This is a genomic window from Bordetella ansorpii (assembly GCF_900078705.1).
GTDB lineage: Bacteria > Pseudomonadota > Gammaproteobacteria > Burkholderiales > Burkholderiaceae_B > Bordetella > Bordetella ansorpii_A.
This window is the reverse complement of sequence record NZ_FKIF01000010.1, coordinates 560,853-587,221: the sequence shown is the minus strand read 5'-3', so window position 1 is coordinate 587,221 and position 26,369 is coordinate 560,853. Positions and strand designations below refer to the sequence as shown.

General features: G+C 67.3%; 23 protein-coding genes. 15 read left to right on the top strand and 8 right to left on the bottom strand.

Features of this window, described 5'->3' with window-relative positions; genetic code table 11:
- Positions 1-7: 7 nt before the first annotated feature.
- Positions 8-922, bottom strand: a complete 915-nt coding sequence (locus A6745_RS27015) for a S1C family serine protease (protein WP_066134502.1) — start codon at positions 920-922, stop codon at positions 8-10.
- A gap of 70 nt (positions 923-992) precedes the next feature.
- Between A6745_RS27015 and A6745_RS27010 the strand changes: the two genes are divergently transcribed.
- Complete coding sequence (locus A6745_RS27010) at positions 993-2,048, top strand: VWA domain-containing protein (protein WP_066134499.1); 1,056 nt, start codon at positions 993-995, stop codon at positions 2,046-2,048.
- 467 nt (positions 2,049-2,515) lie between these two features.
- Here A6745_RS27010 and A6745_RS27005 read toward each other — a convergent pair whose 3' ends face one another.
- Positions 2,516-4,816, bottom strand: a complete 2,301-nt coding sequence (locus A6745_RS27005) for an NADP-dependent malic enzyme (RefSeq protein WP_066134497.1) — start codon at positions 4,814-4,816, stop codon at positions 2,516-2,518.
- 119 nt (positions 4,817-4,935) lie between these two features.
- Here A6745_RS27005 and A6745_RS27000 point away from each other — a divergent pair, with 119 nt between their 5' ends.
- A complete protein-coding gene (locus tag A6745_RS27000; RefSeq protein ID WP_066134496.1) occupies positions 4,936-5,913 on the top strand; it encodes a LysR substrate-binding domain-containing protein in 978 nt (325 codons plus the stop codon).
- 21 nt (positions 5,914-5,934) lie between these two features.
- Here A6745_RS27000 and A6745_RS26995 read toward each other — a convergent pair whose 3' ends face one another.
- Positions 5,935-7,425 (bottom strand): AMP nucleosidase, encoded by a 1,491-nt coding sequence (locus A6745_RS26995; protein WP_066134905.1) that lies wholly within the window; start codon positions 7,423-7,425, stop codon positions 5,935-5,937.
- Between the two features lie 165 nt (positions 7,426-7,590).
- Between A6745_RS26995 and A6745_RS26990 the strand changes: the two genes are divergently transcribed.
- From A6745_RS26990 to A6745_RS26980, 4 genes are all read left to right on the top strand, one after another.
- Complete coding sequence (locus A6745_RS26990) at positions 7,591-7,953, top strand: hypothetical protein (RefSeq protein WP_066134491.1); 363 nt, start codon at positions 7,591-7,593, stop codon at positions 7,951-7,953.
- Between the two features lie 153 nt (positions 7,954-8,106).
- Positions 8,107-10,197, top strand: coding sequence for a TonB-dependent receptor (locus A6745_RS26985; RefSeq protein WP_066134490.1), 2,091 nt, complete (start codon positions 8,107-8,109; stop codon positions 10,195-10,197).
- Between the two features lie 77 nt (positions 10,198-10,274).
- Complete coding sequence (locus tag A6745_RS28895; RefSeq protein ID WP_156513568.1) at positions 10,275-10,427, top strand: hypothetical protein; 153 nt, start codon at positions 10,275-10,277, stop codon at positions 10,425-10,427.
- Positions 10,424-11,014 (top strand): C40 family peptidase, encoded by a 591-nt coding sequence (locus tag A6745_RS26980; RefSeq protein WP_066134485.1) that lies wholly within the window; start codon positions 10,424-10,426, stop codon positions 11,012-11,014. The genes A6745_RS28895 and A6745_RS26980 overlap by 4 nt, the downstream gene beginning before the upstream one ends.
- Positions 11,015-11,043: 29 nt before the next feature.
- Here the strand turns inward: A6745_RS26980 and A6745_RS26975 are convergent, their stop codons facing one another.
- Positions 11,044-11,811, bottom strand: coding sequence for an SDR family oxidoreductase (locus A6745_RS26975; RefSeq protein WP_066134481.1), 768 nt, complete (start codon positions 11,809-11,811; stop codon positions 11,044-11,046).
- A gap of 147 nt (positions 11,812-11,958) precedes the next feature.
- Here A6745_RS26975 and gmk point away from each other — a divergent pair, with 147 nt between their 5' ends.
- The 8 genes from gmk (at position 11,959) to A6745_RS26940 (ending at position 18,628) form a co-directional block, all read left to right on the top strand.
- The gene (gene gmk / locus A6745_RS26970; RefSeq protein WP_156513583.1) at positions 11,959-12,591 is read left to right on the top strand and encodes a guanylate kinase; all 633 of its coding nucleotides are present in this window, start codon (positions 11,959-11,961) and stop codon (positions 12,589-12,591) included.
- 57 nt (positions 12,592-12,648) lie between these two features.
- A complete protein-coding gene (gene rpoZ, locus A6745_RS26965) occupies positions 12,649-12,852 on the top strand; it encodes a DNA-directed RNA polymerase subunit omega (protein WP_025516363.1) in 204 nt (67 codons plus the stop codon).
- A 20-nt stretch (positions 12,853-12,872) separates the two neighbouring features.
- Positions 12,873-15,158, top strand: coding sequence for a RelA/SpoT family protein (locus A6745_RS26960; RefSeq protein ID WP_066134475.1), 2,286 nt, complete (start codon positions 12,873-12,875; stop codon positions 15,156-15,158).
- Between the two features lie 138 nt (positions 15,159-15,296).
- On the top strand, positions 15,297-16,205 hold the full coding sequence (locus A6745_RS26955) for a DUF2167 domain-containing protein (RefSeq protein ID WP_066134472.1): 909 nt from the start codon (positions 15,297-15,299) through the stop codon (positions 16,203-16,205).
- 7 nt (positions 16,206-16,212) lie between these two features.
- Complete coding sequence (locus A6745_RS26950) at positions 16,213-16,944, top strand: site-2 protease family protein (RefSeq protein WP_066134469.1); 732 nt, start codon at positions 16,213-16,215, stop codon at positions 16,942-16,944.
- Positions 16,945-16,965: 21 nt separating this feature from the next.
- Positions 16,966-17,514 (top strand): hypothetical protein, encoded by a 549-nt coding sequence (locus A6745_RS26945; RefSeq protein ID WP_066134466.1) that lies wholly within the window; start codon positions 16,966-16,968, stop codon positions 17,512-17,514.
- 92 nt (positions 17,515-17,606) lie between these two features.
- Positions 17,607-17,990, top strand: coding sequence for a hypothetical protein (locus tag A6745_RS28890; RefSeq protein WP_156513567.1), 384 nt, complete (start codon positions 17,607-17,609; stop codon positions 17,988-17,990).
- A 41-nt stretch (positions 17,991-18,031) separates the two neighbouring features.
- Positions 18,032-18,628, top strand: coding sequence for a hypothetical protein (locus A6745_RS26940; RefSeq protein ID WP_156513566.1), 597 nt, complete (start codon positions 18,032-18,034; stop codon positions 18,626-18,628).
- 77 nt (positions 18,629-18,705) lie between these two features.
- On the opposite strand, the gene glnQ is transcribed toward A6745_RS26940, so the two are convergent.
- The 3 genes from glnQ to glnH all read right to left on the bottom strand — a co-directional run bounded on the left by glnQ (position 18,706) and on the right by glnH (position 21,370).
- On the bottom strand, positions 18,706-19,434 hold the full coding sequence (glnQ, locus tag A6745_RS26935; protein ID WP_156513565.1) for a glutamine ABC transporter ATP-binding protein GlnQ: 729 nt from the start codon (positions 19,432-19,434) through the stop codon (positions 18,706-18,708).
- Between the two features lie 117 nt (positions 19,435-19,551).
- Positions 19,552-20,142, bottom strand: coding sequence for an ABC transporter permease subunit (locus A6745_RS26930; protein WP_082853349.1), 591 nt, complete (start codon positions 20,140-20,142; stop codon positions 19,552-19,554).
- 475 nt (positions 20,143-20,617) lie between these two features.
- Positions 20,618-21,370 (bottom strand): glutamine ABC transporter substrate-binding protein GlnH, encoded by a 753-nt coding sequence (glnH, locus tag A6745_RS26925; RefSeq protein WP_066134460.1) that lies wholly within the window; start codon positions 21,368-21,370, stop codon positions 20,618-20,620.
- 327 nt (positions 21,371-21,697) lie between these two features.
- On the opposite strand from glnH, the gene A6745_RS26920 reads away from it, so the two are divergent.
- Positions 21,698-22,720: a C45 family autoproteolytic acyltransferase/hydolase gene (locus tag A6745_RS26920; protein ID WP_066134457.1), complete on the top strand. Its 1,023-nt coding sequence runs from the start codon at positions 21,698-21,700 to the stop codon at positions 22,718-22,720.
- Positions 22,721-22,732: 12 nt separating this feature from the next.
- Here the strand turns inward: A6745_RS26920 and A6745_RS26915 are convergent, their stop codons facing one another.
- Positions 22,733-26,356: a hydantoinase B/oxoprolinase family protein gene (locus A6745_RS26915; RefSeq protein WP_066134454.1), complete on the bottom strand. Its 3,624-nt coding sequence runs from the start codon at positions 26,354-26,356 to the stop codon at positions 22,733-22,735.
- Positions 26,357-26,369 lie beyond the last annotated feature (13 nt).

The window sequence follows — 26,369 nt, the reverse complement described above, 5'->3', positions numbered from 1 at the left end:
TCCGTGTCTAGAAAGGAGAGAAACCGACGGCGCTGCCGGCGCTTTCGATGGTGGTGGCGAAACCGATGCCGACGAAGGTGCCGCTCTGCGTGGGATTGAGAATGGCGGTGACGATGCCCACCACCTCGCCGTTCATGTCGACCAGCGGCCCGCCCGAGTTGCCAGGGTTGGCCGCCGCGTCGAACTGGATCAGGTCGGACAGGTTCTGCTTGTGTTCCGCCGAGACGAACTCGCGGTTCAGGCCCGACACCACGCCCGCCGACACCGACGGCCCGATGCCGAACGGAAAGCCGATCGCCACCACCTCGTCGCCCGGCGACAGGTTGCGGCTGGAGCCCAGCGTGGCGGCCGGCAGATCATCGGGAATGGATCGGGGCCGCAGCACGGCCAGGTCTTTCTCGGGCGTGGCGCCGACCAGCGTGGCCTCGGACTCCTGTCCGTCGTGGAACGTGACCAGCAGCCGGCGCGCGCCGGCCACCACGTGATAGTTGGTCAGGATCATGCCCTCTTCCGTGACGACCACGCCGGAACCCACGTTGCGCATCTGGGGCCTGGGGGCTTCGGGGGGCTTGTCGCCCGCGCCGGCCTTGTCGGCGCGCTCGTTCTTCGCGCGCGCCTGGGGCTTGCGTGGGGGTTTCCTGTCGGCAGCGGGCTTGTCGGCGGCGCCCGGGGCGTCGGCCCTGGGCGGATCTTCATCGGGAAAACCCTGGATCTCGACCACCGATTGCCGGACCACGGCCGCGGCGCGCGCGGTGCGCGAGGGCAGACTTTTGGTTTGCAGGGTATGCAACACCGCGGCGTCGATGTCGTCCTGCGTCAGGGTGTGCGGCGCCGGCTGCACCAGCCAGGTGCATGCAAGACCGGCTGCGAAGGCCAAGGCAAGGCCTGCTGCCGCCCATCCGAATTTCGCAACCCGTTTCATCGATGCCGAAGCTCCGCGCCGCCGTCGAACTACAGTACCATCGTCCTACCCCTGCGCCAAGGAGCACTGCATGCAGTTTCTCTGGCCCGACATGCTTTGGCTGCTGCTGGTCCTTCCTGCGCTGGCGGCGGCATACGTCTACATACTGGCCCGGCGCAAAAAAGCCGCCGTCATCTACGCCAGCCTGGCGTTGCCGCGCGCGGCCATGGGCCCCGGCCAGCGGCTGCGCCGCCATATTCCTCCCGCGCTGTTCCTGCTGGCCCTGGGCGCGGCGTTGCTGGCGTGCGCCCGGCCCAGCGCCACGGTCACCCTGCCGTCCGACGCCTACACGCTGATGCTGGCGATGGACGTGTCACGCAGCATGGACGCCACCGACATTCCCCCCACCCGAATGGTCGCCGCGCAGGAAGCCGCGCGCGCCTTCGTCGCCCAGTTGCCGTCCAGCGCCCGCGTGGGCATCGTGTCCTTCGCGGCGGCCGCCACGCTGGTGCAGGCGCCCACCGAATTCAAGCAGGACATGATCGACGCCATCGACCGCTTTGAACTGCAACGCGGCACGGCCACCGGCAGCGGCCTGCTGATGGCCCTGGCCACGCTGTTTCCCGATGACGGCATCGACGCCAGCGCCATGCGCTTCGAGAACGTGCCGCCGCAAGGAAATGGCAAGCCCATGCCGCTGGGCCAGGCCCAGGCCGCGCGCGAACGCCCGGCCCAGCGCGAGCCGGTGCCGCCCGGTTCGTACACCAATGGCGCCATCATCCTGCTGAGCGACGGCCGGCGCACCACCGGCCCCGATCCCATGGAGGCCGCGCGCCTGGCCGCCGACCGAGGCGTGCGCGTCTACACCGTGGGCTTCGGCACGCCCAAGGGCTCGGCCACCCTGGACGACGGCTGGTCGTTCTTCATGCAATTGGACGAGACCACCCTGCGCGCCGTGGCCAAGCTGACGGGCGGCGAGTACTTCCAGGCGGGATCCGCGGCCGACCTGGGCCAGGTCTACAAGCAACTGACCACGCGGCTGGCGCTGGAAAAGCGCGAAACCGAGATCGGCGCGTTGCTGGCGGGCCTGGCGGCCCTGTTGATGGTGTCGGCGTGCACGCTGTCGATACTGTGGTTCAGGCGCTGACGGCAGGGCCGGCCAGGGCCTGTCAATCCCGGGCGTCGCCATGGCATGGCCGCGCACCGTGATGTCCAGCGCCGTCGCCTGCCGCCGCAATTCAGGGCCGTACGCGGCCAGCAGGTCCACTGCGGCATGTTCGCGCAGCTCCTCGGAGGTGGCCTGGGCCAGCCATTGCCGCGCCCGCCGCTTCGGCCGGGTAGCCGTCCAGCGAGAAATGGGACACCATCCACGCCGCGTGTTCGGGCTGATGCCGCTGCGGGTCGAAGCGGTGCGCCGGCAGGTCCCGCGGGTGCGACGCCACGAACCGCGGCCGGGACCAGGCGGAAACCGTGGAATAAGTGCGGGCGCATACAGAGAGATCCCGCCGTGACGCGTGAAAGAGGAACGGAATCAAGATCGGCCTCTGCGTCATCGTTCTTCATGCCCGCCGGATACGCCGCGAAACGCTCACGGCGCTTGCCCGGCGATGTCCCTCAGCCCGCCGGCTGCTCGACCCGGTTCGCGTCGATGACGGTCAGCGCCGCCATGTTCACGATACGGCGCACCGTGGCGCTGGAGGTCAGGATGTGCACCGGGGCGTTCACGCCCAGCAGGAACGGGCCGATGGCCACGTTCGCGCCCGCCGTCGCCTTCAGCAGGTTGTACGCGATGTTGCCCGAGTCCACGTTCGGGCAGACCAGCAGATTGGCCTCGCCCTTGAGCGTGGACGACGGCAGCAGGCGCATGCGCAGCGCCTCGTCCAGCGCGCAGTCGCCATGCATCTCGCCGTCGATCTCCACGTCGGGCGCGGCCTGGCGCACCCGTTCCAGCGCCTCGCGCATCTTGCCGCCCGAAGCCGAGCTGCCGGTGCCGAAGTTCGAGCGCGACAGCAACGCCACCTTGGGCGCCAGGTTCAGCTGCGTCATCTGGCGTGCGCCCGCCACGGTGAATTCCGCGATCTGCTCGGCCGTGGGGTTGTCGTTGACGTGCGTGTCCACCAGCGCCACCGTGCGCTCGTTCAGCAGCAGGATGTTCATGGCGGCGTAGGTCTTGGCGCCCGGACGCTTGCCGATCACTTCGTCGATGAAGCGCAGGTGTTCGTGGTACTCGCCCACCGTGCCGCAGACCATGCCGTCGGCATCGCCCAGGTGCAGCATCATCGCGCCGATCAGCGTCAGGCGGCGGCGCATCTCCACGCGCGCCATTTCCTTGGTGATGCCGCGGCGGCACATCAGCTCCCAGTACGTCGTCCAGTACTGGTGGAAGCGCTCGTCGTACTCGGGGTTGGTCACCTCGACGTCCTGGCCCAGGCGCAGGCGCAGACCGTACTTCTCGATGCGCGACATCAGCACCTGCGGACGGCCCACCAGGATGGGACGCGCCAGCTTCTCGTCGACGATCACCTGCACGGCGCGCAGCACGCGCTCGTCCTCGCCCTCGGTGAACACGATGCGCGACTTGGCGCCCTCGCGCACCATGCGCTTGGCCGCGCCGAACAGCGGCTTCATGAACGCGCCGGAGTGATACACGAACTGCTGCAGCTGTTCGACGTAGGCATCCAGGTCGGCCAGCGGGCGCGTGGCCACGCCGCCGTCCATGGCCGCCTTGGCCACCGCCGGCGCGATGCGCACGATCAGGCGCGGGTCGAACGGCTTGGGAATCAGGTAATCGCGGCCGAACGAGATGTCGTAGGTGCCGTAGGCGGCCGCCACCACTTCGTTCTGCTCTTCCTGCGCCAGCTTGGCGATGGCGAGCACCGCCGCCATCTCCATCTCGCGCGTGATGGTGGTCGCGCCCACGTCCAGCGCGCCACGGAAGATGTACGGAAAGCACAGCACGTTGTTGACCTGGTTCGGATAGTCCGAACGGCCCGTGGCCATCACCACGTCGTCGCGCACCGCGTGCGCCACTTCCGGCAGGATCTCCGGCGTCGGGTTGGCCAGCGCCAGGATCAGGGGGTTGGCGGCCATCGTGGCCACCATTTCCGGCTTGAGCACCCCGCCCGCCGACAGGCCCAGGAACACGTCCGCGCCGGCAATCACTTCCGCCAGCTTGCGCGCCCCGGTGGGCTTGGCGTAGCGTGCCTTGTCCGGGTCCATCAGCGTCGTGCGGCCTTCGTAGACCACGCCCTCGATGTCCGTCACCCAGATGTTCTCCAGCGGCAGGCCCAGGTCCACCATCAGGTCCAGGCAGGCCAGCGCCGCCGCGCCCGCGCCCGAGGTGACCACCTTGACCTGCCCGATGTCCTTGCCCACGACCTTCAGGCCGTTGATGAACGCCGCGCTGACCGTGATGGCCGTGCCGTGCTGGTCGTCGTGAAAGACCGGGATCCTCATGCGCTCGCGCAGCTTGCGCTCGACCGTGAAGCACTCCGGCGCCTTGATGTCTTCCAGGTTGATGCCGCCGAACGTCGGCTCCAGGCCCGCGATGATGTCGACCAGCTTGTCCGGATCCGTCTCGTTGATCTCGATGTCGAACACGTCGATGCCGGCGAACTTCTTGAACAGCACCGCCTTGCCTTCCATCACCGGCTTGGACGCCAGCGCCCCGATGTTGCCCAGGCCCAGCACCGCCGTGCCATTGGTGATCACGCCCACCAGGTTGCCCCGGCCGGTGTACCGGAAGACATTGGCCGCATCGTCGACGATCTCTTCACAGGCCGCCGCCACGCCGGGCGAGTAGGCCAGCGCCAGGTCGCGCTGGGTGACCAGCGGCTTGATGGCGTTGACGGCGATCTTTCCGGGCTTGGGAAACTCGTGGTAATCGAGGGCGGCTTGGCGATTGTTGGTGTTCATGACGTCCGATTGTGTAAATGAAATGACGAACCGGTGACAATGCTACGCCCCATCCATAAGGTGATTATTTGGTTTTGCTATGATTCCATCACTTATTCCTAATGCTTTGACCTGTCCCCATGGCTGACCTTCCGTCCAGCGAGGCCGCGCGGCGCCTGACGGCCCGCCTGAAGATGCGGCACCTGGCGCTTTTGTTACAGATTCGGCAGCATGGCTCGCTGACCCGGGCGGCCGAGCGCATGGCCATCAGCCAGCCGGCACTCACCAATACCCTGACCGAGCTGGAAGGCATGTTCGGCGCCCCCCTGTTCGAGCGGTCGGTGCGTGGCATGACCCCTACGGCCCTGGGCGAGGTGGTGCTGGGCCGCGCCCAGGCCATGCTGCAGGACCTGCAGCGCATGGTCGACGACATGGACGCGGTGGCCGCCGGCCACGCCGCCCACCTGCACGTGGGCGTCACCCCATTCATTCCCGGCCGCATCCTGTCGGCCGCCGTGCACCAGGCCCGTCCCGATGGCCAGCGCCTGACGGTCACCCTGCACGAAGGCGCCATCGCGCAACTGCTGACGCAACTGCGCGATCACACGCTGGATCTGGTGATCGGCCCCGCGGTCGCCGGCCTGGACCTGTCGCAGCTCGCCTTCGAAACGCTGTACCGCCAGCCCCCCCGCCTGATCGCCAGCCGCCGCCTGGCCGCGCAACTGGGACGCCATCGCCTGGACTGGCGCAGGCTGGCGGAACTGGACTGGATCCTGGGCGCGCCGCAGACCGGCATGCGCGCGCAACTGACCGACCTGTTCCTGGGCGCGGGCGTACCGCCCCCCATGCCGGTGGCAGAGAGCGGATCGCCCCGCCTGATCGGCGAAATGATCAGCGCCAGCGAACGCGCCATCTCGATCCTGCCGGCGGACATCGCGGAAGAACTGGGCCGGGTGACCGGCGTGGCGATCATCCCCTACTCGTTCAACTGGAGTCCGCCGCCCACCGCGCTCTACAGCCGCGCGGGCACGGCGCCCCGCGCGGCGGAACGCCTGTTTTCGGCGGCGTTGCGCGAAAGTTGCCGGCTGTACTACCCGGATGCCGGCACGTTTGGCTGAGCCACCGGCAAGCGCGCTTACTTACTGGAACGCCGTCTCCATGAACGTGCGCAGCTTGCGCGAGTGCAGCCGCTCGGGCGGCATTTCACGCAACAGTTCCAACGCGCGGATGCCGATCTCCAGGTGCTGGTTGACCTGCCGGCGATAGAACGCGCTGGCCATCCCGGGCAGCTTCAGCTCGCCATGCAGGGGTTTGTCGGACACGCACAGCAAGGTGCCGTACGGCACGCGGAACCGGAAGCCATTGGCGGCGATCGTGCCCGACTCCATGTCCAGCGCGATGGCGCGCGACTGCGCGAAACGCTGCACCAGTTCCCCCTGGTCGCGCAGTTCCCAGTTGCGGTTGTCGATGGTGGCGACCGTGCCGGTGCGCATGATGCGCTTCAAGTCCCAGCCCGACAGCCCCGCCACCTCTTCCACCGCCTGCTCCAGCGCCACCTGCACCTCGGCCAGCGGCGGCACGGGCACCCAGGTGGGCAGGTCGGCATCCAGCACATGGTCGTCGCGCACATAACCGTGCGCCAGCACGTAATCGCCCAGCCGCTGCGAATCGCGCAGGCCCGCGCAGTGCCCCAGCATCAGCCAGGCATGCGGACGCAGCACGGCGATGTGGTCGGTGATCGTCTTGGCATTGGACGGCCCCACCCCGATGTTCACCAGCGTGATGCCCGAATGATTCGGCCGCACCAGGTGATAGGCCGGCATCTGCGGCAACCGCGCCATGCCGGGCGTCGGAGGCTCGGCATCGCCCCGGCGCGTGATGCGGTTGCCCGGCTCGACCAGGGCCTCGTAATCGCCCTCGCCCGACGCCATCATCGCGCGGGCCCGGGCGCAGAACTCGTCGACGTAGAACTGGTAATTGGTGAACAGCACGTAGTTCTGGAAATGCGCGGGCGCCGTCGCGGTGTAGTGCTGCAGGCGATGCAGCGAATAGTCCACGCGCGTGGCGGTGAACGGCGCCAGCGGGCGGCGTTCGCCCGCCTGCCCGCGCCAGGTGCCGTTGACGATGGCGTCGTCCGTCACCGCCAGGTCGGGCACGTCGAACACGTCGCGCAGCGGGCGGCCCAGCTTCTCCAGGTGCTCGCCTTCCACGTACGCGCCATCCGGGAAGGCGAAATGCAGCGGAATCGGCATGTCCGACTCGCCCACCTCGACCGCCGTGCCATGGTTCTGCAACAGCAGGCGGATCTGCTGTTCCAGGTAATCGCGGAACAGGATGGGTTGCGTGATGGTGGTCTGGTAGGCGCCCGGCTCGGCCACATGCCCGTACGACAGGCGCGAATCGATCAGGTCATGGGTGCCCACGGTGATGCGCACCGCGGGGTAATACACGCGGGCGCGGCCCGCTTCGTCGGTGCGGGCCAGCACGTCCTGGAAAACCTGCCGCAGGAAGGAAGTGTTGCGGTCGTAGATGTGGATCAGGCGCTCGACCGCCGCGCGGGCGTCGTCGAAAGTCTGGAACGGAATGGGATCGGGCCGGCGCAGGGTGTTCGGTCCGGGGGCAGCGTGCATCATCGATTCGGCTCCTGAAGCGCCGTGCCGGCGTGCGCCGGCGCGGCGAACTTGTGGCCGATTATGCCCGAGCCGGCCGACCGCCGTATGCACGCTCCGATGCGGCGGTCGCTTTTCAAAAAAGAACAATATATCATTACAAAACTTACCACTGCCTCTCCCGTCATGCCCGTGCGCCGCATCGGCCCTCTTGCGTTCCTGCCCAGGCAGCCGTTGGCTCGCCTGGCGGCGCTGCTGTGGCTGCTGGCCTGCATCCTGGGCACGCCCGCGGCGGCGACGCTGCACGTGCTGTCGCACGTGGCCAGCACCGCCGCCAGCACCCGGGACGACGCGCCGGCGACGCACCACGACGACCAATGCGAGCTCTGCGCGGCCTGGCATGAACTGGGCAGCGCACTGCCCAGCACGCCGCCCTTGCTGCCGGCCGCCACGCCACGCGCCCTGCCGCCGGTCCTGGCCAGTGCGCCGAGTCCCGGCACGGCCGCGCCGCGCTGGTTCCACCCGCGCGCCCCGCCGGTCCAGGCCTGAAACGTCCGCAAGCGCCTTCCCCCCGCGCTGCCCGCCCCGCGCTGCCGTTCCCTGGAAGTTCCGGCACGAGACGCGCCGACACGCGACCCGTCGGCGCATCGACTGGAACCGGGAGCCGCCCGGGCAGCCGTTCACTCCTGGATCACATCGACCATGCAAAACCGAATTCCGTCCGCGCCCCGCGCGGCCCGCGCCGCCGCGCGCCTGTCCCTCACCCCCCTCGCGCTGGCCCTCGCCCTGGCCAGCGCCTGCGCCCACGCCCAGAGCGACGCGGGCAGCGGCATCGCGCTGGCCCCGGTCATCGTCACCGGCAACCCGCTGGGCAGCGACGAACTGTCCTCGCCCTCCACGGTGGTGCAGGGCAAGGAACTGGATCTGCGCCGTGGCGCCACCCTGGGCGAGACGCTCAATGGCCTGCCCGGCATCTCCACCACCACCTACGGCCCCATGGTGGGCCGCCCCATCATCCGCGGCATGGACGGCGACCGCATCCGCCTGATGCAGAACGGCGTCGGCACGCTGGACGCGTCCTCGCTGTCGTTCGACCATGCCGTGCCGCAGGACCCCCTGTCGGCCGACCGCGTCGAGATCCTGCGCGGCCCCGCCGCGCTGATGTATGGCGGCAACGCCATCGGCGGCGTGGTCAACACCATCGACAACCGCATCCCCATGGAACCCATCGACGGCGTGCAGGGCACTGTGGCGGGCAGCTACGGCAGCGGCAGCCAGGACCGCAACGGCGGCGTACAGGTCGAGGGCGGCAACGGCACCGTTGCCATCCATGCCGACGTCTACGGCCGCAAGACCGGTGAGCTGCGCATTCCGGGCTATGCCCACAGCGCGTCGCAACGCGCGCTGGACCCCGCCGATGAAGACCAGGCGCGCGACCGACTGCCCAACAGCGACGGCCACGACGACGGCGGCGCGTTCGGCCTGTCCATCACCGGCGACCACGGCTATGGCGGCATCTCGTACAGCGGCTTCGAATCCGAATACGGCTCGGTGGCCGAGTCCGCCGTGCGCATCCGCATGCGCCAGGAACGGTTCGGCATGGCCGGCGAAATCCGCGACCTGGACGGCTTCATCAAGAGCGTGAAGGCCAATTTCGCCTACACCGATTACCAGCACAAGGAGATCGAGGACGGCGAGACCGGCACGATCTTCAAGAACCGCGGCTACGAAGCCCGCCTGGAAGCGCGCCACGCCGACCTGGGCCCGGTGCACGGCGCCATCGGCCTGCAATTCGGCCAGACGAGGTTCTCGGCCCTGGGCGACGAGGCCCTGGTGCCCACCACCGACACCGACAGCATGGCGCTGTTCCTGGTCGAGGAATGGAAGGTGAACGACCGCCTGACGCTGTCGGCCGGCGCCCGCGCGGACCACACGCGCCTGTCGCCCACCGCTGGCGGCAACGCACGCTTCGACGGCTCGGAGGAACGCGACTTCACCGCGGGCAGCGCCTCGCTGGGCGCGGTCTACAAGCTGGATCCGATCTGGTCCGTGGCGGCCAACGGCGCCTACACCGAACGCGCGCCCACGTTCTACGAGCTGTACTCCAACGGCCCGCACGAGGCCACGGGCCAGTTCCTGACAGGCGATCAGAGCCTGGGCAAGGAGCGAGCCTGGTCCGCCGACCTGGCGCTGCGCTACAGGCAGAATGCCAACCACGGCAGCATCGGCGTGTTCTACAGCCGCTTCGCCAACTACCTGGGCGAATTCAATACCGGACGCTATCGCAGCGACGACGGCGACGTGGTGGACGCCAGCACCGACGACGCGCTGCCCGAAGCCCGCTACCGCGGCGTGCGCGCCCAGTTCTACGGTATCGAAGCAGAGAGCGTGACCCGCGTGCTGGAGCGCAACGGCCACCGGCTGGACCTGGGCCTGACAGGCGACTACACCCTGGCCCGCAATCTGGATACCGGCGAGCCGCTGCCCCGCATCCCGCCGCTGCGCCTGCGCGTGGCGCTGGATTACGGCTACGGCCCGTTCGACGCCGGCGTCAGCGTGTCCAAGGCCTTCTCCCAGCATCGCCGTCCCGACGAAGACACCTCGACCGCCGGCTACTACAGCCTGGACGGCAGCCTCGGGTACCGCTTCAAGCTGAACGCCACGCAATGGCAGGCCTACCTGCGCGGTATCAACCTGACGAACCAGGACATCCGCTACGCGACCTCGGTGCTGCGTGACGTGGCGCCGCAAGGCGGCCGCGCCGTGCTGGTGGGGCTGCGCGGCAGCTTCTAGGCGTCATGGGGACGGACCCGCAGGCAGCAAGGGTCCGTTCCCATGCCCGGGCTTCTGAAATGGATTGGAAATACTTCATGAAATATGACGAACGCAATGAAACTTTATACCCCTATAATCGTCACAACTTTCAGGATGCTTCGGCGCAACACGCCGCCATCTTCTTCATTTGCGCCGGCTTCCCCTCGCTAGCCGCCGTCATCCGCGCTCTCTTGCCCGACGTCCAATGACTCCGCCACAGCGAAAAAAATCATTCACGATTCCGCTTACTTTTCCGCTGGCCGCCTCAGCCCTCGCCTTGAGCCTGCTGTCGCTTCCCGCCCAAGCCACCCTTTCGAACCCGCCCGCCCGCGCCAGCCTCGAAGGCCTGCGCCTGGTCGGTGAGGCCACCGTTCCGACGCTGCGCGACATGGTCGTGCGCGCGGGCATGGACGCCATCGGCACCCCGTACTCGTGGGGGGGCGACGATCCCGAAGACGGTTTCGATTGCAGCGGCCTGGTGCTGTTCGTGTATCGCGAGATCGCCGGCGTGACCCTGCCCCGCACGGCGCGTGCCCAGCGCAAGACCGGCAAGGCGGTCGCCCGCACGCAACTGCAGCCCGGCGACCTGGTGTTCTTCACCACGCGCGGCCGCCGTGGCGGCATCTCGCACGTCGGCATGTACATCGGCCGCGGCGAATTCGTGCATGCGCCCAGCCGGGGCGACTCGGTTCGCGTCGACCGCCTGGACAACACGTACTGGCACCGCAACTATGCGGGCGCGCGCCGCTACCTGAAGGGCAGCGAAACGCGGGTCGCCAGCGCCGGCCGCCCCTGAGGGCCGCCCGGGGCGCCGCAGCGCCGGGCCTACCCCCGCCCCACGAAGGGCATGGTCGTGGCCATGATCGTCATGAACTGCACGTTGGCATCCAGCGGCAGCGCGGCCATTTCCGCCACCGCGCGGGCCACGTGGCCCACGTCCATGCGCGGCTCGACGCGCGTGCTGCCGTCGGCCTGGAGAATGCCGGCCGCCATGCGGTCGGTCATCTCCGTCACGGCATTGCCGATGTCGATCTGCCCGCAGGCGATGCCGTCCTGGCGGCAATCCAGCGAGATCGACTTGGTCAGCCCCGTCACGGCGTGCTTGGTCGCCGTATAGGCGATGGAATACGGCCGCGGCGCATGCGCCGAAATCGATCCGTTGTTGATGATGCGGCCGCCGCGCGGGTTCTGCGCCTTCATCAGGCGGATGGCCGCCTGCGCGCACAGGAACATGCCGGTGAGGTTGGTGTCGACCACCTCGCGCCAGGTTTCCACCGGCAGTTCCTCGATCGGCACCGCCGGCGCGCCTCGCCCCGCATTGTTGAACAGCACGTCCAGCCGGCCATAGGCGCGCTGGGTTTCGTCGAACAGTTCGCGCACCGAGGCCTCGCGGGTCACGTCGGTGGGCACCACCAGCGCGCGGGCGCTGTCGTCGCCCGCCGCCACGCGGGTGTGTTCGAGCGGCTCGGGCCGGCGTCCGGCCAGCACTACGCGGTAGCCGCGCGCCAGGAACTCCAGGGCCACGGCGCGGCCGATGCCGGTACCGGCGCCGGTGACCAGGGCCACCCTGGCGGGTTGATCGTTCGTGTGCATGCCCATCTCCTTATTCTTCGGCAGGGGGAATTCATTGGCAGGGGAATCGGCGCATCCTAGCAGCAACGGCCCCGGACTTGCCGACAATCCGCAACACGGCCTGCCGATTTGCTATTCTTCGTGTCTTGCCGTTCTTGTTTCAGCCACATGACCCATCCGCCCGGAAACGTGTTCATGGTCGTCGCCCCCAGCGGCGCCGGCAAATCGAGCCTGGTTCGCGCCCTGCTCGACCGTGATCCTTCCATCATCCTGTCGATTTCGTGCACCACGCGGCAGCCGCGTCCGGGCGAGGCCGACGGGCGCGAGTACCGTTTCGTCACAACAGAAGCATTTACGCAGTTGCGCCAGGCAGAAGCCTTGCTGGAATGGGCGGAAGTGCATGGCAATTTCTATGGCACGCCGCGCGATCGCATCGACGCGGCCACGGCCGCCGGCCAGGACGTGCTGTTGGAAATCGACTGGCAAGGCGCCCGCCAGGTCAAGCAACGCTATCCGCAGGCCATCGGCATCTTCATCCTGCCGCCCTCCATCGAGGAACTGGCCGCCCGCCTGAAGGCGCGCGGCCAGGATGACGCCGCTGTGATCGAGCGCCGCCTGCTGGCTGCCGGCGGCGAGATCGCCCATGCGCCTGAATGCGAATATGTTATTATTAATCAAGAATTTAGCGTAGCGTTGTCCGAGCTGGGCCAAGTAATCAGTGCCGCCCGGTTGCGCTTTGCTTCCCAGGCCGCCCGCAATGCCCCGTTGTTCGCGCAATTGGGCATCCCCGCGGCGCACTAGCAGCCCTTCCCGCCGCGCATCCCTTCCTTCCATCCGTCGTCCCTCCAGGTATCGTCCATGGCCCGCATTACTGTCGAAGATTGTCTGAACCAGATCCCCAACCGCTTCAAGCTCACGCTGGCCGCCACGTACCGCGCCCGCGAGCTGGCCCAGGGCCACGCCCCGCGCCTGGACACCAAGGACAAGCCGACCGTGACCGCGCTGCGTGAAATCGCTTCGGGCCTGACCGGCCTGGAAATGCTCCGCAAAGTCCCGACCTGATCGGGCCCGCGAGGCGCGGCATGGCATTTCCCGGACTGAGACACGCATCGTCTGGACTGCTGGCCGCGCTACGCGCCGGTTCGCGGCTTGGCCGACGATCCGAACGCAAGCACCCTGCCGTCGGCAACAACGCCGCGGCACAGGCGGCGGAGCCCGTCGCCTCGCCGGTCGCCTCGCTGGCGCCGCTGACCGAAATCATCGGCAGCTATCTCGACCCCAAAGACGTCGAACGCGTACGCGAGGCCTATCGCTTCGCCGACCAGGCCCACCTGGGCCAGTTCCGCGCCAGCGGTTCGCCCTACATTTCGCATCCCATCGCGGTCACCGAGATCTGTGCCGGCTGGAAGCTCGATGCCAACGCATTGTCGGCCGCGCTGCTGCACGACGTCATCGAAGACCAGGGCATCACCAAGCAGGAACTGGCCGAGAAGTTCGGCCCGGAAGTGGCTGAACTGGTCGATGGCCTGTCCAAGCTCGAAAGGCTGGACTTCGCCACCAAGGCCGAGCAGCAGGCGGAAAGCTTCCGCAAGATGCTGCTGGCCATGGCGCGGGACGTGCGCGTCATCCTCATCAAGCTGGCCGACCGCCTGCACAACATGCGCACGCTCGAGGCCGTCAGCGCCGAGAAGCGTCGCCGCGTTGCGCGCGAAACGCTGGAAATCTACGCACCCATCGCGCATCGCCTGGGCCTGAACCTGCTGTTCCGCGAGCTGCAGGACCTCTGCTTCGCAGCCATTCACCCCAACCGCTACCAGGTGCTGTATCGCGCCGTGCTGGCGGCGCGCGGCAACCGGCGCGAGGTCATCGGCAAGATCGAGGACGCGGTGCGTACCGCCCTGCCCGCCGCCGGCATCGAAGCCGAGGTCACGGGCCGCGAAAAGACGCTCTACGGCATCTACCGCAAGATGCTGGAGCAGAAGAAGTCCTTCTCCGAAGTGCTCGACATCTACGGCTTTCGCGTCATCGTGCATACGCTGCCCGAGTGCTACCTGGCGCTGGGCACACTGCACCAGCTGTACCGCCCGGTGCCGGGCAAGTTCAAGGACTACATCGCGATCCCCAAGGTCAACGGCTACCAGTCGCTGCACACCACGCTGGTGGGTCCTTACGGCACGCCGGTCGAGTTCCAGTTCCGCACGCGCGACATGCACCACGTCGCCGAGGAAGGCGTGGCGTCGCACTGGCTGTACAAGGAAGACGAACTCAGCCTGAACGACCTGCAGAAACGCACGCACCAGTGGTTGCAGTCGCTGCTGGACATCCAGAGCCAGACGGGCGACTCGGGCGAGTTCTTCGAACACGTCAAGGTCGACCTGTTCCCGGATGCCGTCTACGTCTTCACGCCACGCGGCAAGATCATCTCGCTGCCGCGCGGCGCCACGCCGGTCGACTTCGCCTACGCCATCCATACCGACATCGGCAACCAGGCGGTCGCGGCCAAGATCAACAACGAGTTCGTGCCGCTGCGCACCGAACTCAACAGCGGCGACACGATCGAGATCATCACGTCGCCGGCCTCGCGGCCCAACGCGCAATGGCTCAACTACGTGCGCACGGGCCGCGCGCGCTCCGAGATCCGCCACTACCTGCGCACGGTCAAGTACGAAGAGTCCGTCGGCTTCGGCGAGCGCCTGCTCGCGCAGGCGTTCCAGGCCCTGCACCTGACGCTGCCGTCCGCCGACGATCCCCAATGGGAAAAACTGGCGCGCAGCACCGGCGCCAGTTCGCGCGACGAGATCCTCGCCGACATCGGCCTGGGCAAGCGCCTGGCGGCCGTGGTGGCGCGCCGCTTCACGCCCGACAATCCGCTGGTGGCCACCACGGCCGCCGCCGTCGACGAAATCACCTCCGCCCGCGCCGCCCCCATCCTCATCCAGGGCAACGAAGGCCAGGCGGTGCAACTGGCCACCTGCTGCGGCCCCCTGCCCGGCGATCCCATCATCGCCGGCATGCGGCTGGGCCAGGGCGTCGTGGTGCATACCACCGACTGCCCCGTCGCCATCCGCGCGCAAGCGCGCGAGCCGGAACGCTGGGTGCCGGTGGCCTGGGACAGCCAGACCGCCAAGCACCTGTCCACCCGGCTGGACATCATCACGCGCAACGAGCGCGGCGTGCTGGGCCGGCTGGCGGCGGAAGTCACCGCGGCCGACGCCAACATCGTGCACGTCACCATGCACGACGATGCGGTCTCCACGGTCTCGCTGCACCTTACCGTGCAGGTCGACAGCCGCAAGCACCTGGCCCAGGTCATCCGCGCCGTCCGGCACGTTCCGCAGGTCCAGAAGATCGTGCGTGTAAAAGGCTGACACGCCTTCGATACCGTCCGTTTCCACGGCGCGGATTCAGACAGATCCGGTAGCAAACGGCCCGCGAGCTTTCAGAAAATTGAAAGTCGCGGGCTTGGACAATGGAGCCCCTTTTCCCTACCGAGACCTGAAAACCCTATGCGCGCCCTGCTCCGCAGCCTGACGCTTGCCATCTCCCTGTCCGCCGCCTTCGCTCCCACGATCACCGCGGCCCAGAATGCCGCCGCCCAGAAAGAGATCGACGCTGCCTCGCAGGCCGCGATGGCCGCCGCGCAGGAAGGCCCGGCCGACATCGAGCTGGACGACCAGGCCACGCTGAAACTGCCGGCCCGGATGGTGTTCGTGCCGAAAGCGCAGGCGCAGCGCCTGATGCAGGCCCATGGCAACGGCACGAACCCCGACATGATGGGCCTGGTGCTGCCCACCGGCGAAGGCCAGTGGCTGGCCACCATCGATTTCGAGAAGGCCGGCTACATCAAGGAAGACGATGCCCGCGACTGGGATACCGACGAACTGCTGCAAAGCCTGAAGGACGGCACCGAAGAGGCCAACAAGGCGCGGCGCGAACGCGGTTTCGATGAAATCGTCGTGGGCGGCTGGACCGAGGTGCCGAAGTACGACGCCGCCTCGCACCGCCTGGTGTGGTCGGCGCTGGCCAAGAACAAGAACGGCCCGGACGAGGACCCCACCGTCAACTACAACACCTATGCGCTGGGCCGTGACGGCTACATCTCGGTGGACCTGATCACCAGCCAGAGCCAGTTGCCGGCGGACAAGTCCGTGGCGCTGTCCCTGCTGGACAACATCAGCTACGTCGAAGGCAAACGCTACGCCGACTTCAATTCGTCCACCGACAAGGTCGCCGAATACGGCCTGGCGGCGCTGGTGGCGGGCGTGGCGGCCAAGAAGCTGGGTCTGTTCGCGGTGATCGCCGCCTTCCTGGCCAAGTTCGCCAAGGTGGGCTTCATTGCCGTGGCCGCCGTCATCATGCCCCTCATCCGCCGCCTGCGCGGCAAGAAGCACCAGACGCCCCAAACCCCGGCCTGAGCGCGCGATGAAGCTGCTGCTGCTGCTGTTTTCCGGACTGAAGTTCCTGAAGTTCGGCAAGCTGCTGACGACCGGCGGCACCATGCTGCTGTCGATCGGTGCGTATGCGCTGGTATTCGGCTGGCGCTACGCGGCGGGCTTCGTGCTGCTGATCTTCGTGCACGAGATGGGCCACTACGTGGCGGCCCGCCAGCGCGGCCTGGAGGTCGGCGCGCCCACCTTCATTCCGTTCGTGGGCGCCTGGATCCAGTTGAAGGACATGCCGCACGATGCCGAAACCGAGGCCTATGTCGGCCTGGGCGGGCCATTGGCCGGCACCCTCGCATCGCTGGCCTGCTATTTCGCCGCGCGCGATACCGGCAGCGACCTGTTGCTGGCGCTGTCCTATTCGGGTTTCTTCATCAATCTGTTCAACCTGATTCCCGTGTCGCCGCTGGATGGCGGCCGCATCACCGCGGTGCTGTCGCCGCGCGTCTGGCTGCTGGGCGTGCCGGTGCTGGTGGGCCTGTTCTTCTGGTCGCCCAGCCCGATCCTGATCCTGGTGGCGATCCTGGCCCTGCCCAATGCCATCAAGGCGTTCAAGTACGACCCGAAGCTGCCCGAGAACCAGGCCTACTACGGCGCGGCCACGCTGGAAAGCAAGCTGACGTATGGCTGCGCGTACCTGGCGCTGGTGGCCTTGCTGGCCATCCTGTCGCATGATGTGCACGAGATGCTGTCGCACGTGCGGCGGTACTGATTCCCCACGAGGCATGCCCCCATGAGAGTGGACGTCACCGAACAGATACGAATCTGCGACGAGGTCTTGAACGACCTGCAGGACTACTTTCTGCTGGGTGACCTCCAGACCGTCCAGGACTTCAAGAACAGGCACGCCATCGACGACGACATGCTCACGCCGATGATCACCACGGAACTCGGCGACCGGATCGTCGAAGAAGGCGCGCTGCTGCCTTTGCCCGGCATCGCCAACCATCCGTATACGGTGATTTTCAACCGCAGCGGCAAGCCGGTTCTGGAATCGGCACGGCATCGCATCGTGCACCGGCAGGCCGGTTACCTGCTGGACGTCACCAGCGAGCGCATCTTTCTCTTCACCATCCCGTACCTGCAGCAGTGGGACAGCCGCCTGCCCCACCTGAAAGATCACCGGCCCTCGTTCGCGTTGCCTAATGGCATGTACGGCGTGGAAGTGCTGGCGGGCTACGCGATGATCGACGGCAGCGAAGAGCCCGTCATCGAGTTCGCCATCGGACCGGCCGATGGCGGATTCCATGCAGATTTCAGTTACCGCTACGAGCTGGAGTGAGCCGATTGCGCGTGCAGCAGAAATATCACAGTGGATGACACTCGGCTTGGCTTGAGCTTATGATTTGAAGCACAGCACGGAACAAGGCGAGTATGATGACTACGGCAAAAAAAGCACCTGCGGCAAAGAAAGCCACAAGTGTTGGCGGGGCTGCCAAAAAAGCCACGGCGAAGGCCGCGCAACCGGCGCGCAAGGTGACCAGACCTGCGCCCCAAACCTCACCGGGCAAGAGCCAGGTCGTCACTGTCATCCCCGCTTCCACGAAATGGGGCAAGACGACCGTTACCGTGTCTGCCAACGGAGTGCTCAAAGCGACGACCACTTCGGCATCGGGGCGAGAAACCACCTTTGATCTTTCTCGACGCAAGCTGGTAGACAAGTACCCTGATATCAAACCTCGCCCGGCACCAAAAAGCGTTTTGAAGCTCGACGAGGAAACGCGCCGGTCGCTGCTGGCATCCATGCTGCTGAAGTAATGGTCATCCCAGCGAAAAAGCCCGCGGACTATGAGTACCGCGTGTTTCTCAATTGCCCGTTCGACGACGATTTCAAACCGCTTTTCGACGCGATCATTTTTACGATCCAGGATCTCGGCTTCCAAGCCCGACATGCCTTGATCGACAACGCCTCGGCATTGCGCGTCGAGCGCATTGCCAGCGAGATCGCGACCTGCAAGTACTCATTGCATGACATGAGTCGTGTGCAATTGGGAGCCAACCACCTTCCCCGCTTCAATATGCCGTTCGAGGCTGGCATCGCCTATGCGGTTTACGCCATGAACCCATACAAGCGCGATCACCACATAGGCATACTGGACGAGGTGCCGTATCAGCACAACGCCAGCATCAGCGACCTGGCTGGGCTGGACCCAAAGATTCACCATAACGATCGCGATAAGGCCATCAGTTGCGTTCGCGACTTCCTACGCAAGAAATCCGCCAACGCGTCGCTCCCTGGCGCGGCTCATGTCACTCAGCGCTACCTGGCTTTTGAAGGCGTGCTGGCCAAGGCCGCCAAGGCGCAAAAAGTTGAGTTGAGCGAACTTCGCTCATGGGACTATGCCAATGACCTCCAGGCAACGATGGCAGACTGGATACGTCAGAACCCATCGTAAGACATCGCAGTCACAGCGTTCGCAGAAACGAGGGACTCGCCGCGACAGTGCAGTGTCCCTCGCCTGAATGCCCGTATCTACGCCACGTGCTGCAGGAAATCCTTCAGCCGCTGGCTGGGCGGATTGGCCAGCAGTTCCGCGGGCGGGCCATCGTGCGCGATCTTGCCGCCGTCGATGAAGATCAGGCGGCTGCCCACCTTGCGGGCGAATTCCATCTCGTGCGTGACCACCACCATGGTCATGCCCTCTTCCGCCAGGTCGCGCATCACCTTCAGCACTTCGTGGCGCAGTTCGGGGTCCAGCGCCGAGGTGGGCTCGTCGAACAGCATCAGCTTGGGGCGGATGGCCAGGGCGCGGGCGATGGCCACGCGCTGCTGCTGGCCGCCCGACAGTTCGGACGGATAGTGTTCCATGCGCTCGGCCAGGCCCACCTTGCCCAGCAGTTCCTCGGCCAGCTTGCGGGCCTCGTCCCGGCCGGCGCCGCGTGTGTGGATCGGGCCGAACATCACGTTGTCCAGCGCCGTCATCTGCGGGAACAGGTTGAACTGCTGGAACACCATGCCGGCCTCGCGGCGGATGTCGCGCACCTGTTGCGACGAGCCGTGCACGCTCAGGCCGTCGACCAGGAGATCGCCTTCCTGGATGGTCTCCAGCACGTTGATGCAGCGCAGGAACGTGGACTTGCCGGAGCCCGACGGCCCGACGACAACCACCACCTCGCCCGCGTTGATGTCCAGCGTGATGCCGTTCAGGACGGTGGTTTCGCCGAAGCGCTTGATGACGTTGCGGAATTCGACCATGCTCATTCGATACCCTCCTGCCGCTGATCGGTGATGAAGGCCGGCGTGGCGAACCCCGCGCCGGCCAGCCGCTGTGCGCGGTCCTTCTCGCGCTTCATGGCGCTTGACTCGCAAGACGGTTACTCATAGGATGCGCATCCTCTTCTCCAGCAGGCGCAGGCTGAGCGCGATCAGCCCGGTCAGCGCCAGATACACGATGGCCACCGCCGACCAGATTTCCAGCGCGCGGAAGTTGCTGGCCATGATCTCCTGGCCCTGGCGGGTCAGTTCGGCCACGCCGATCACGATGAACAGCGACGAATCCTTCAGGCTGATGATGCACTGGTTGCCCAGCGGCGGAATCATGCGGCGGAACGCCACCGGACCGATGATGTGCAGCAGGATCTTGTGGAACGGCAGGCCCATCGCCTGGCCCGCTTCGCGCAGGCCCTTGTGCACGGACTGCAGCGCCCCGCGCACGATCTCGGCGATATAGGCACCCGAGTTGATGATGAGCGTGGCGATGGCAGCCGGCACGGCCTCGACGCGGATGTCGGCCACGATGGGCAGCGCGAAATAGATGAACATCACCTGCACCACGATCGGCGTGCCGCGCACCACGGCCACGTAGATCGACGCCACGTCGGCCGCCAGCATGCCCAGTTGCGCGCCCAGCGCGGCCAGGCCGCCACGGCGCAAGGCGGGCGCCAGCATCAGCGCCATCACCGCCAGCATCACGATCCAGTAGCCCAACTGGACCGGCAGCGCGTAGCGCGCGATGACGATGAAATACGCCAGCACGGCCACGATGAAAACCCACGGCAGCGCGGTGACGCGCAGGCCAAGGCTCGACATGGAATCGGGCACGGCGGCGCGCCCATAGGTCTTGGCCACGCCCGCCAGCACACCCAGCAGAAAGCCGCCCACCAGGCCGGCCAGGGTGATCTTGACGGTCATCAGCGTGCCGTCGACCAGATTGGGCAGCGCGTCCCAGATGACAGACCAGTCGAAGTCCACGGTTGCTCCCCATAGATGCCGCGTGCGTCAGGCGCGCGGCCCTGCCCTCGTCCGGGCAGCAGTTGTCGCGCAACGCCGCGGCAAAGAAAACCAGGGCGCCTCCGCGGGCGGCGCCCCCATCGATACCCTTCCGCTGATACGCCGGGACGCGTCACGCGCCCCGCGCATGGGCGGGCTCAACCCTTATGGGGTGTCAGGGCTGCTTGCCGAACCACTTGGTGTACAGCGCGTCGTACTGGCCGTTGGACTTCAGCGTGGCCAGGGCCTTGTTCACCTTGGGCACCAGGTCGCTGCCCTTGGGGAAGGCGATGCCGTAGAAGTCGCCGCTCTTGACCAGGCCCGCCACCTTCACGCGGCCCTTGCCGGCGGTATTGGCGTAGTACTGGACGTTGGGCGTGTCGTGCACGGCGGCGTCGACGCGGCCGGTGGCCAGCTCGAGGTAGGCGTTGTCGATGTTGGGGAACAGCTTGAGCTTGGCGTCGGGCACCTGGCTTTTCATGAAGTCGACCGTGGCGGTGCCGGTCTTCACGGCCACCGTCTTGCCCGACAGGTCCTTGGCCTGCTTGACCGTGTCGTCCTTGGCGTTGACCAGGATGGCCAGGCCGCTTTCGTAATAGGGATCGGAGAAGTCCACGACCTTCTTGCGGTCGTCGCGGATGGTGATGCCGGCCAGGGCCGCGTCGATGTTCTTGGTCTGCAGGCCGGGAATGATGCCGTTGAAATCCATGGGCTGCAGCTTGTACTTCAGGTTCAGCTCTTTGGCGATGGCGGCCCACAGCTCGATGTCGAAGCCGGTGTAGACGTTGCCCTGCTTGAACTCGAACGGCACGAAGGCGGTGTCGGTGGCGACGATCAGTTCACGGTCTTGGGCCGAGGCGACGGGCGCCACGGCATACAGCGCGACGGTCATGCCCGCCAGGACGGCGGCGAATTTTGTTTTGATCATGGAGTTGCTCCCTCTGGGTCAGGATCTGGTTCAGATACATGCACGCAACGGCTGGCCCTGTTTTTTGGTAGTGGCCCGGAGCACGGCGTCCAGGGTGCGGACGCCGGCTTGGGCCATCTTAGCAATGTGTCCCCGGCTACGCCACCTCGGTTATTTTTTGTCTCGTGGCTGGCTACAGGCTGACAGCGTATATTGCCAATAGGGCGGCAACGGCATTTGCCGCGGTGCGGTGCGGTCACGATAAAAAAAGGCGGGCGAGTCGCCCCCCCTCCCCTCGGCTGCGATCCGCCCCCCCCTCCTACAATCGTCGGAACCCTGGAGGCCGCCATGTGGTTCAAACCGGCAAGCATTTCCGGCGCGCGTCGGCGCGTCGGCGTGGAACTGGGCAGGCTGGGCCGTGCGAGGTTCGGCTCGCTCCTCGACCAAAGCCCGCTATGGGCGGCGTTGCGGCCCTGGAGAGGCCACGCGTATCTGGACGAACTGGCGGGCCATGCGCAGCGCGCGCTGCCCGCCGTCTGGGAAGAATTCGAGGGCATGGCCGAGGGCCTGCGCGTGCCCTTTCCCGACCTGCTGCTATGGCAAAGCCGCGGCGACCTGCTGCATCCCGCCGCGGATGGCTGCACGTCCATCGCCTGGCGAGGCCGCGACGGCGCGTGCTGGATGGGCCACAACGAAGACGGCGATCCCTATCTGTACCGCCGCTGCGCGCTGGTAGACGTGCGGCCCGACGACGCGCCGGGCTACGTGGCCTTCGCCTACCCCGGCTCGCTGCCGGGCCACGCCTTCGGCGCCAACCGTGCCGGGCTGGCCCAGACCATCAATAACGTGCGGATGAAGACGCGGCGCCCGGGCGTGCCGCGCATCTTCCTGGCGCGCGCGGTGCTGGACTGCGCCACGCTGGACGAGGCCCTGGCATTGCTGAATGCGCACCCGCGCGCGGGCGGCTTCCATCACCTGCTGGGCTCGGCCGCCGACGGCAGGCTGGTGAGCGTGGAATGCGTGCCGGGCGCATGCTCGATGGCGCCGATCGAACGCGGCGCGGGACATGCCAACCATCTGCTGCATCCGGGCACATCCACCATCCCGCAGGTGATCACCGACTCGTCGCGCGCCCGGCAGCAGCGCGTCGAAAACCTGATGGATCAATGGGATGCCGACAGCGGCCCGGACAACGTGGTGGGCGCGCTGCTGGACAACGCCGGGGACCTGCCCATCCTGCGGATGGACAAGCACGATCCCGACGCAGAGAACACGATGGCGACGGCCTTGTTCGAACTGCGCGATGGCGGTGTCACGCTACGGGTGTACGACCGTGCGCCGAAGCCACTGGCCGAGATCAGGATCGTCTAGGACGATCCGGCCTCAAGCCGGCCCGTAGCCCCCGCCCCCCGGCGTCTCGACCACGAACACATCCCCCGCCTGCAACTGGGCGCTGTCCTGCGGGCCCAGTTCCTGCACGGAGCCATCGGCCCGCTCGATGTAGTTGCGCCCCATCCGCGCCGCGCCGCCGCCGGCCAGGCCGAACGGCGCGTACTTGCGGTTGTTCGACAGGATCGCCGCCGTCATCCCCTCCAGGAAACGCACGCGCCGCACGCCGCCGTCGCCGCCCGGCCAGCGTCCCGCGCCACCCGAGCCATGGCGGATCTCGTAAGACTCCAGGCGCACCGGGAAGCGCAGCTCCAGCACCTCGGGGTCGGTCAGGCGCGAGTTCGTCATGTGCGCCTGCACGACCGACGTTCCCGGGAACCCCTCATCGTCCGGCCCCGTGGCGTCGATACGCAGCGGCCCCGCGCCCGTGCCGCCCGAGATGGTCTCGTAGTACTGGTGCCGCTCGTTGCCGAAGGTGAAGTTGTTCATCGTGCCCTGGCTGGCGGCCAGCACGCCCAGCGCGCCGTACAGCGCGTTGACCACGCACATCGAGGTCTCGACGTTGCCCGCCACCACCGAGGCCGGCGGCCGGGGCCGCAGCATCGAGCCCTCCGGCACGATGATCTCGATGGGCTTCAGGCAGCCCGCGTTCATGGGGATCTCGTCGTCCACCAGCGTGCGGAACACGTACAGCACCGCCGCCACCGAGATGGCCCCCGGCGCGTTGAAGTTGTTGTCCAGCTGGGGCGACGTGCCCGTGAAGTCCACCACCGCGCTGCGCGCCTCGCGGTCCACCGTCACCGCCACGCGCACCACGGCGCCGTTGTCCAGCGGATACTCGTAGCGGCCGTCCTTCAGCACCGAGATCACGCGCCGCACGGCCTCTTCGGCATTGGCCTGCACGTGGCCCATGTAGGCACGCACCACGTCCAGCCCGAAATGGTCGCACATGCGCAGCAGCTCCTGCACGCCCTTCTCGTTGGCGGCGATCTGCGCATGCATGTCGGCGATGTTCTGGTCCGGATTGCGAGCGGGCCACTTGCCCGAGCCCAGGATGTCGCGGACCGCCGCCTCGCGGAACTCGCCGCCGCGCACGATCTGGAAGTTGGTGAACAGCACCCCTTCCTCGTCCACCGTGCGCGAATCGGGCGGCATCGAGCCCGGCGTGGTGCCGCCGATGTCCGAATGGTGCCCGCGCGACCCCACGTAGAAGAGGATCTCGCGGCCGGCGCGGTCGAACACCGGCGTGATCACCGTGATGTCGGGCAGGTGCGTGCCGCCGTTGTACGGATCGTTGACCACATACGCGTCGCCCGGCTGCATGCGGCCCGCGTTGGCGTTCATCACGGTCTTGATGGATTCGCCCATCGAACCCAGGTGCACCGGCATGTGCGGCGCATTCGCGATCAGGTTGCCCTGGTCGTCGAAGATGGCGCACGAGAAGTCCAGGCGTTCCTTGATGGTGACCGAGTACGCCGTGTTCTGCAGGCGGTAGCCCATCTGCTCGGCGATCGACATGAACAGGTTGTTGAACACCTCCAGCATGACCGGATCGGCATCGGTGCCGATGGCGCGGCGCTGGGGCCGGGCCTCGACGCGGCGCAGCACCAGGTGATCCAGCGGCGTCACCTCGGCCTGCCAGCCAGCTTCCACCACGGTGGTCTGGTTGGGCTCGGAGATGATGGCCGGACCGGCCATCACGTCGCCCGGAACCAGGTCTTCGCGCACGTACAGGGGCGTGTCGCGCCAGGCCCCGCCGCTGTACATGCCGACCGAGCGGCGGGCCGCCAGCGGTTCGGCGCGCGCGCGGACCACGGGCGCCTCGGCGGCGGTGTCGCCGCCGCCGCTGGCCTCGACCGACACCGTGTCCACCACCAGGTCGCGGCCCGGCATCAGGAACGAATAACGCTGGCGATAGGCCGCCTCGAAGGCCGCGCGCGCCTCGTCGATCGTGCCGTAGGCCACTTCCAGCGCCGTGTCGGTGCCCCGGTACTTCAGGTGCAGGCGGCGCTGCACGGTGATGGCCTCGGCCGGCACGTGCTGGCGGCGCAGTTCGCCCTCCACCTCGCCGGCCAGGCTGTCCAGCAGCGCGGACAGCTCGTCCATCACGGCGGGCGACAGCACCTTCTCCACCGTCTTCTGGCGCATTTCGGTCTGGTCGGCCAGGCCCATGCCATAGGCCGACAGCACGCCGCCCAGCGGATGCGCATACACGGTGCTCATGCCCAATGCGTCGGCCACCAGGCAGGCATGCTGCCCGCCCGCGCCGCCGAACACCGTCAGCGCATAGCCGGTCACGTCATGGCCGCGCTGCACCGAGATGCGCTTGATGGCCTCGGCCATGTTGCCCACGGCGATCTCGAGGAAACCCTCGGCCAGTTGCTCCGGCGTCATCTCGCGGCCCGTGGCCTGGCGCACGTCCGCCGCCATGGCGGCAAAACGCTCGGCGGCGGCCTCGCGGTCCAGCGGCTGGTCGGCGCGCGGGCCGAACACGCGGGGGAAGAAGTCGGGCTGGATCTTGCCCAGCAACACGTTGCAGTCCGTCACGGCCAGCGGGCCGCCGCGCCGGTAGCATGCCGGCCCCGGGTTGGCGCCGGCCGAATCCGGCCCCACGCGCAGGCGCGCGCCATCGAAGTGCAGGATCGACCCGCCGCCCGCCGCCACGGTATGGATGCTCATCATGGGCGCGCGCATGCGCACGCCGGCGACTCGGGTCTCGAACTCGCGCTCGAATTCGCCGGCATAGTGCGACACGTCGGTGGACGTGCCGCCCATGTCGAAGCCGATGACACGGTGAAAGCCCGCCAGTTCGCTGGTGCGCACCATGCCGACGATGCCGCCCGCCGGCCCCGACAGGATGGCGTCCTTGCCGCGGAATCGATGCGCGTCGGTCAGGCCGCCGCTGGACTGCATGAACATCAGGCGGATGCCGGGCAGCTCGCCCGCCACCTGGTCCACGTAGCGCTTCAGGATGGGCGACAGATAGGCGTCGACCACCGTGGTGTCGCCACGCGACACGTACTTGATCAGCGGGCTGACCTCATGCGACACCGACACCTGGGTGAAGCCGATGGCGCGCGCCAGTTCGGCCGCGCGTTGCTCGTGCGCCGGTTGCAGCCACGCGTGCATCAGCACGATGGCCACGGCGCGCAGGCCGCTGTCATGGGCGGCTTGCAGGCCTTCGCGCAGCGCGGCCTCGTCCAGCGGACGCACCACGCCGCCGGCCGCGTCCAGGCGCTCATCGGCCTCGACCACGGATTCGTACAGCATCTCGGGCAGCACGACGTTGCGGTCGAACAGGCGCGGGCGGTTCTGGTACGCAATGCGCAAGGCGTCGCGGAAACCGCGCGTGGCCACCAGCAGCGTACGTTCGCCCTTGCGCTCCAGCAGCGCGTTGGTGGCCACCGTGGTGCCCATCTTCACGCATTCGACCTGATCGGCCGGCACGGGCTCGCCCGGCGCCAGGCCCAGCAGCTTGCGGATGCCGGCCACCGCCGCGTCGCGGTATTGCTCGGGGTTCTCGGACAGCATCTTGGCGGTGGTCGTGCCGCCATCGGGACGGCGCGCCACGATGTCCGTGAACGTGCCGCCACGGTCGACCCAGAATTGCCACTTCATATCGGTTCAAATC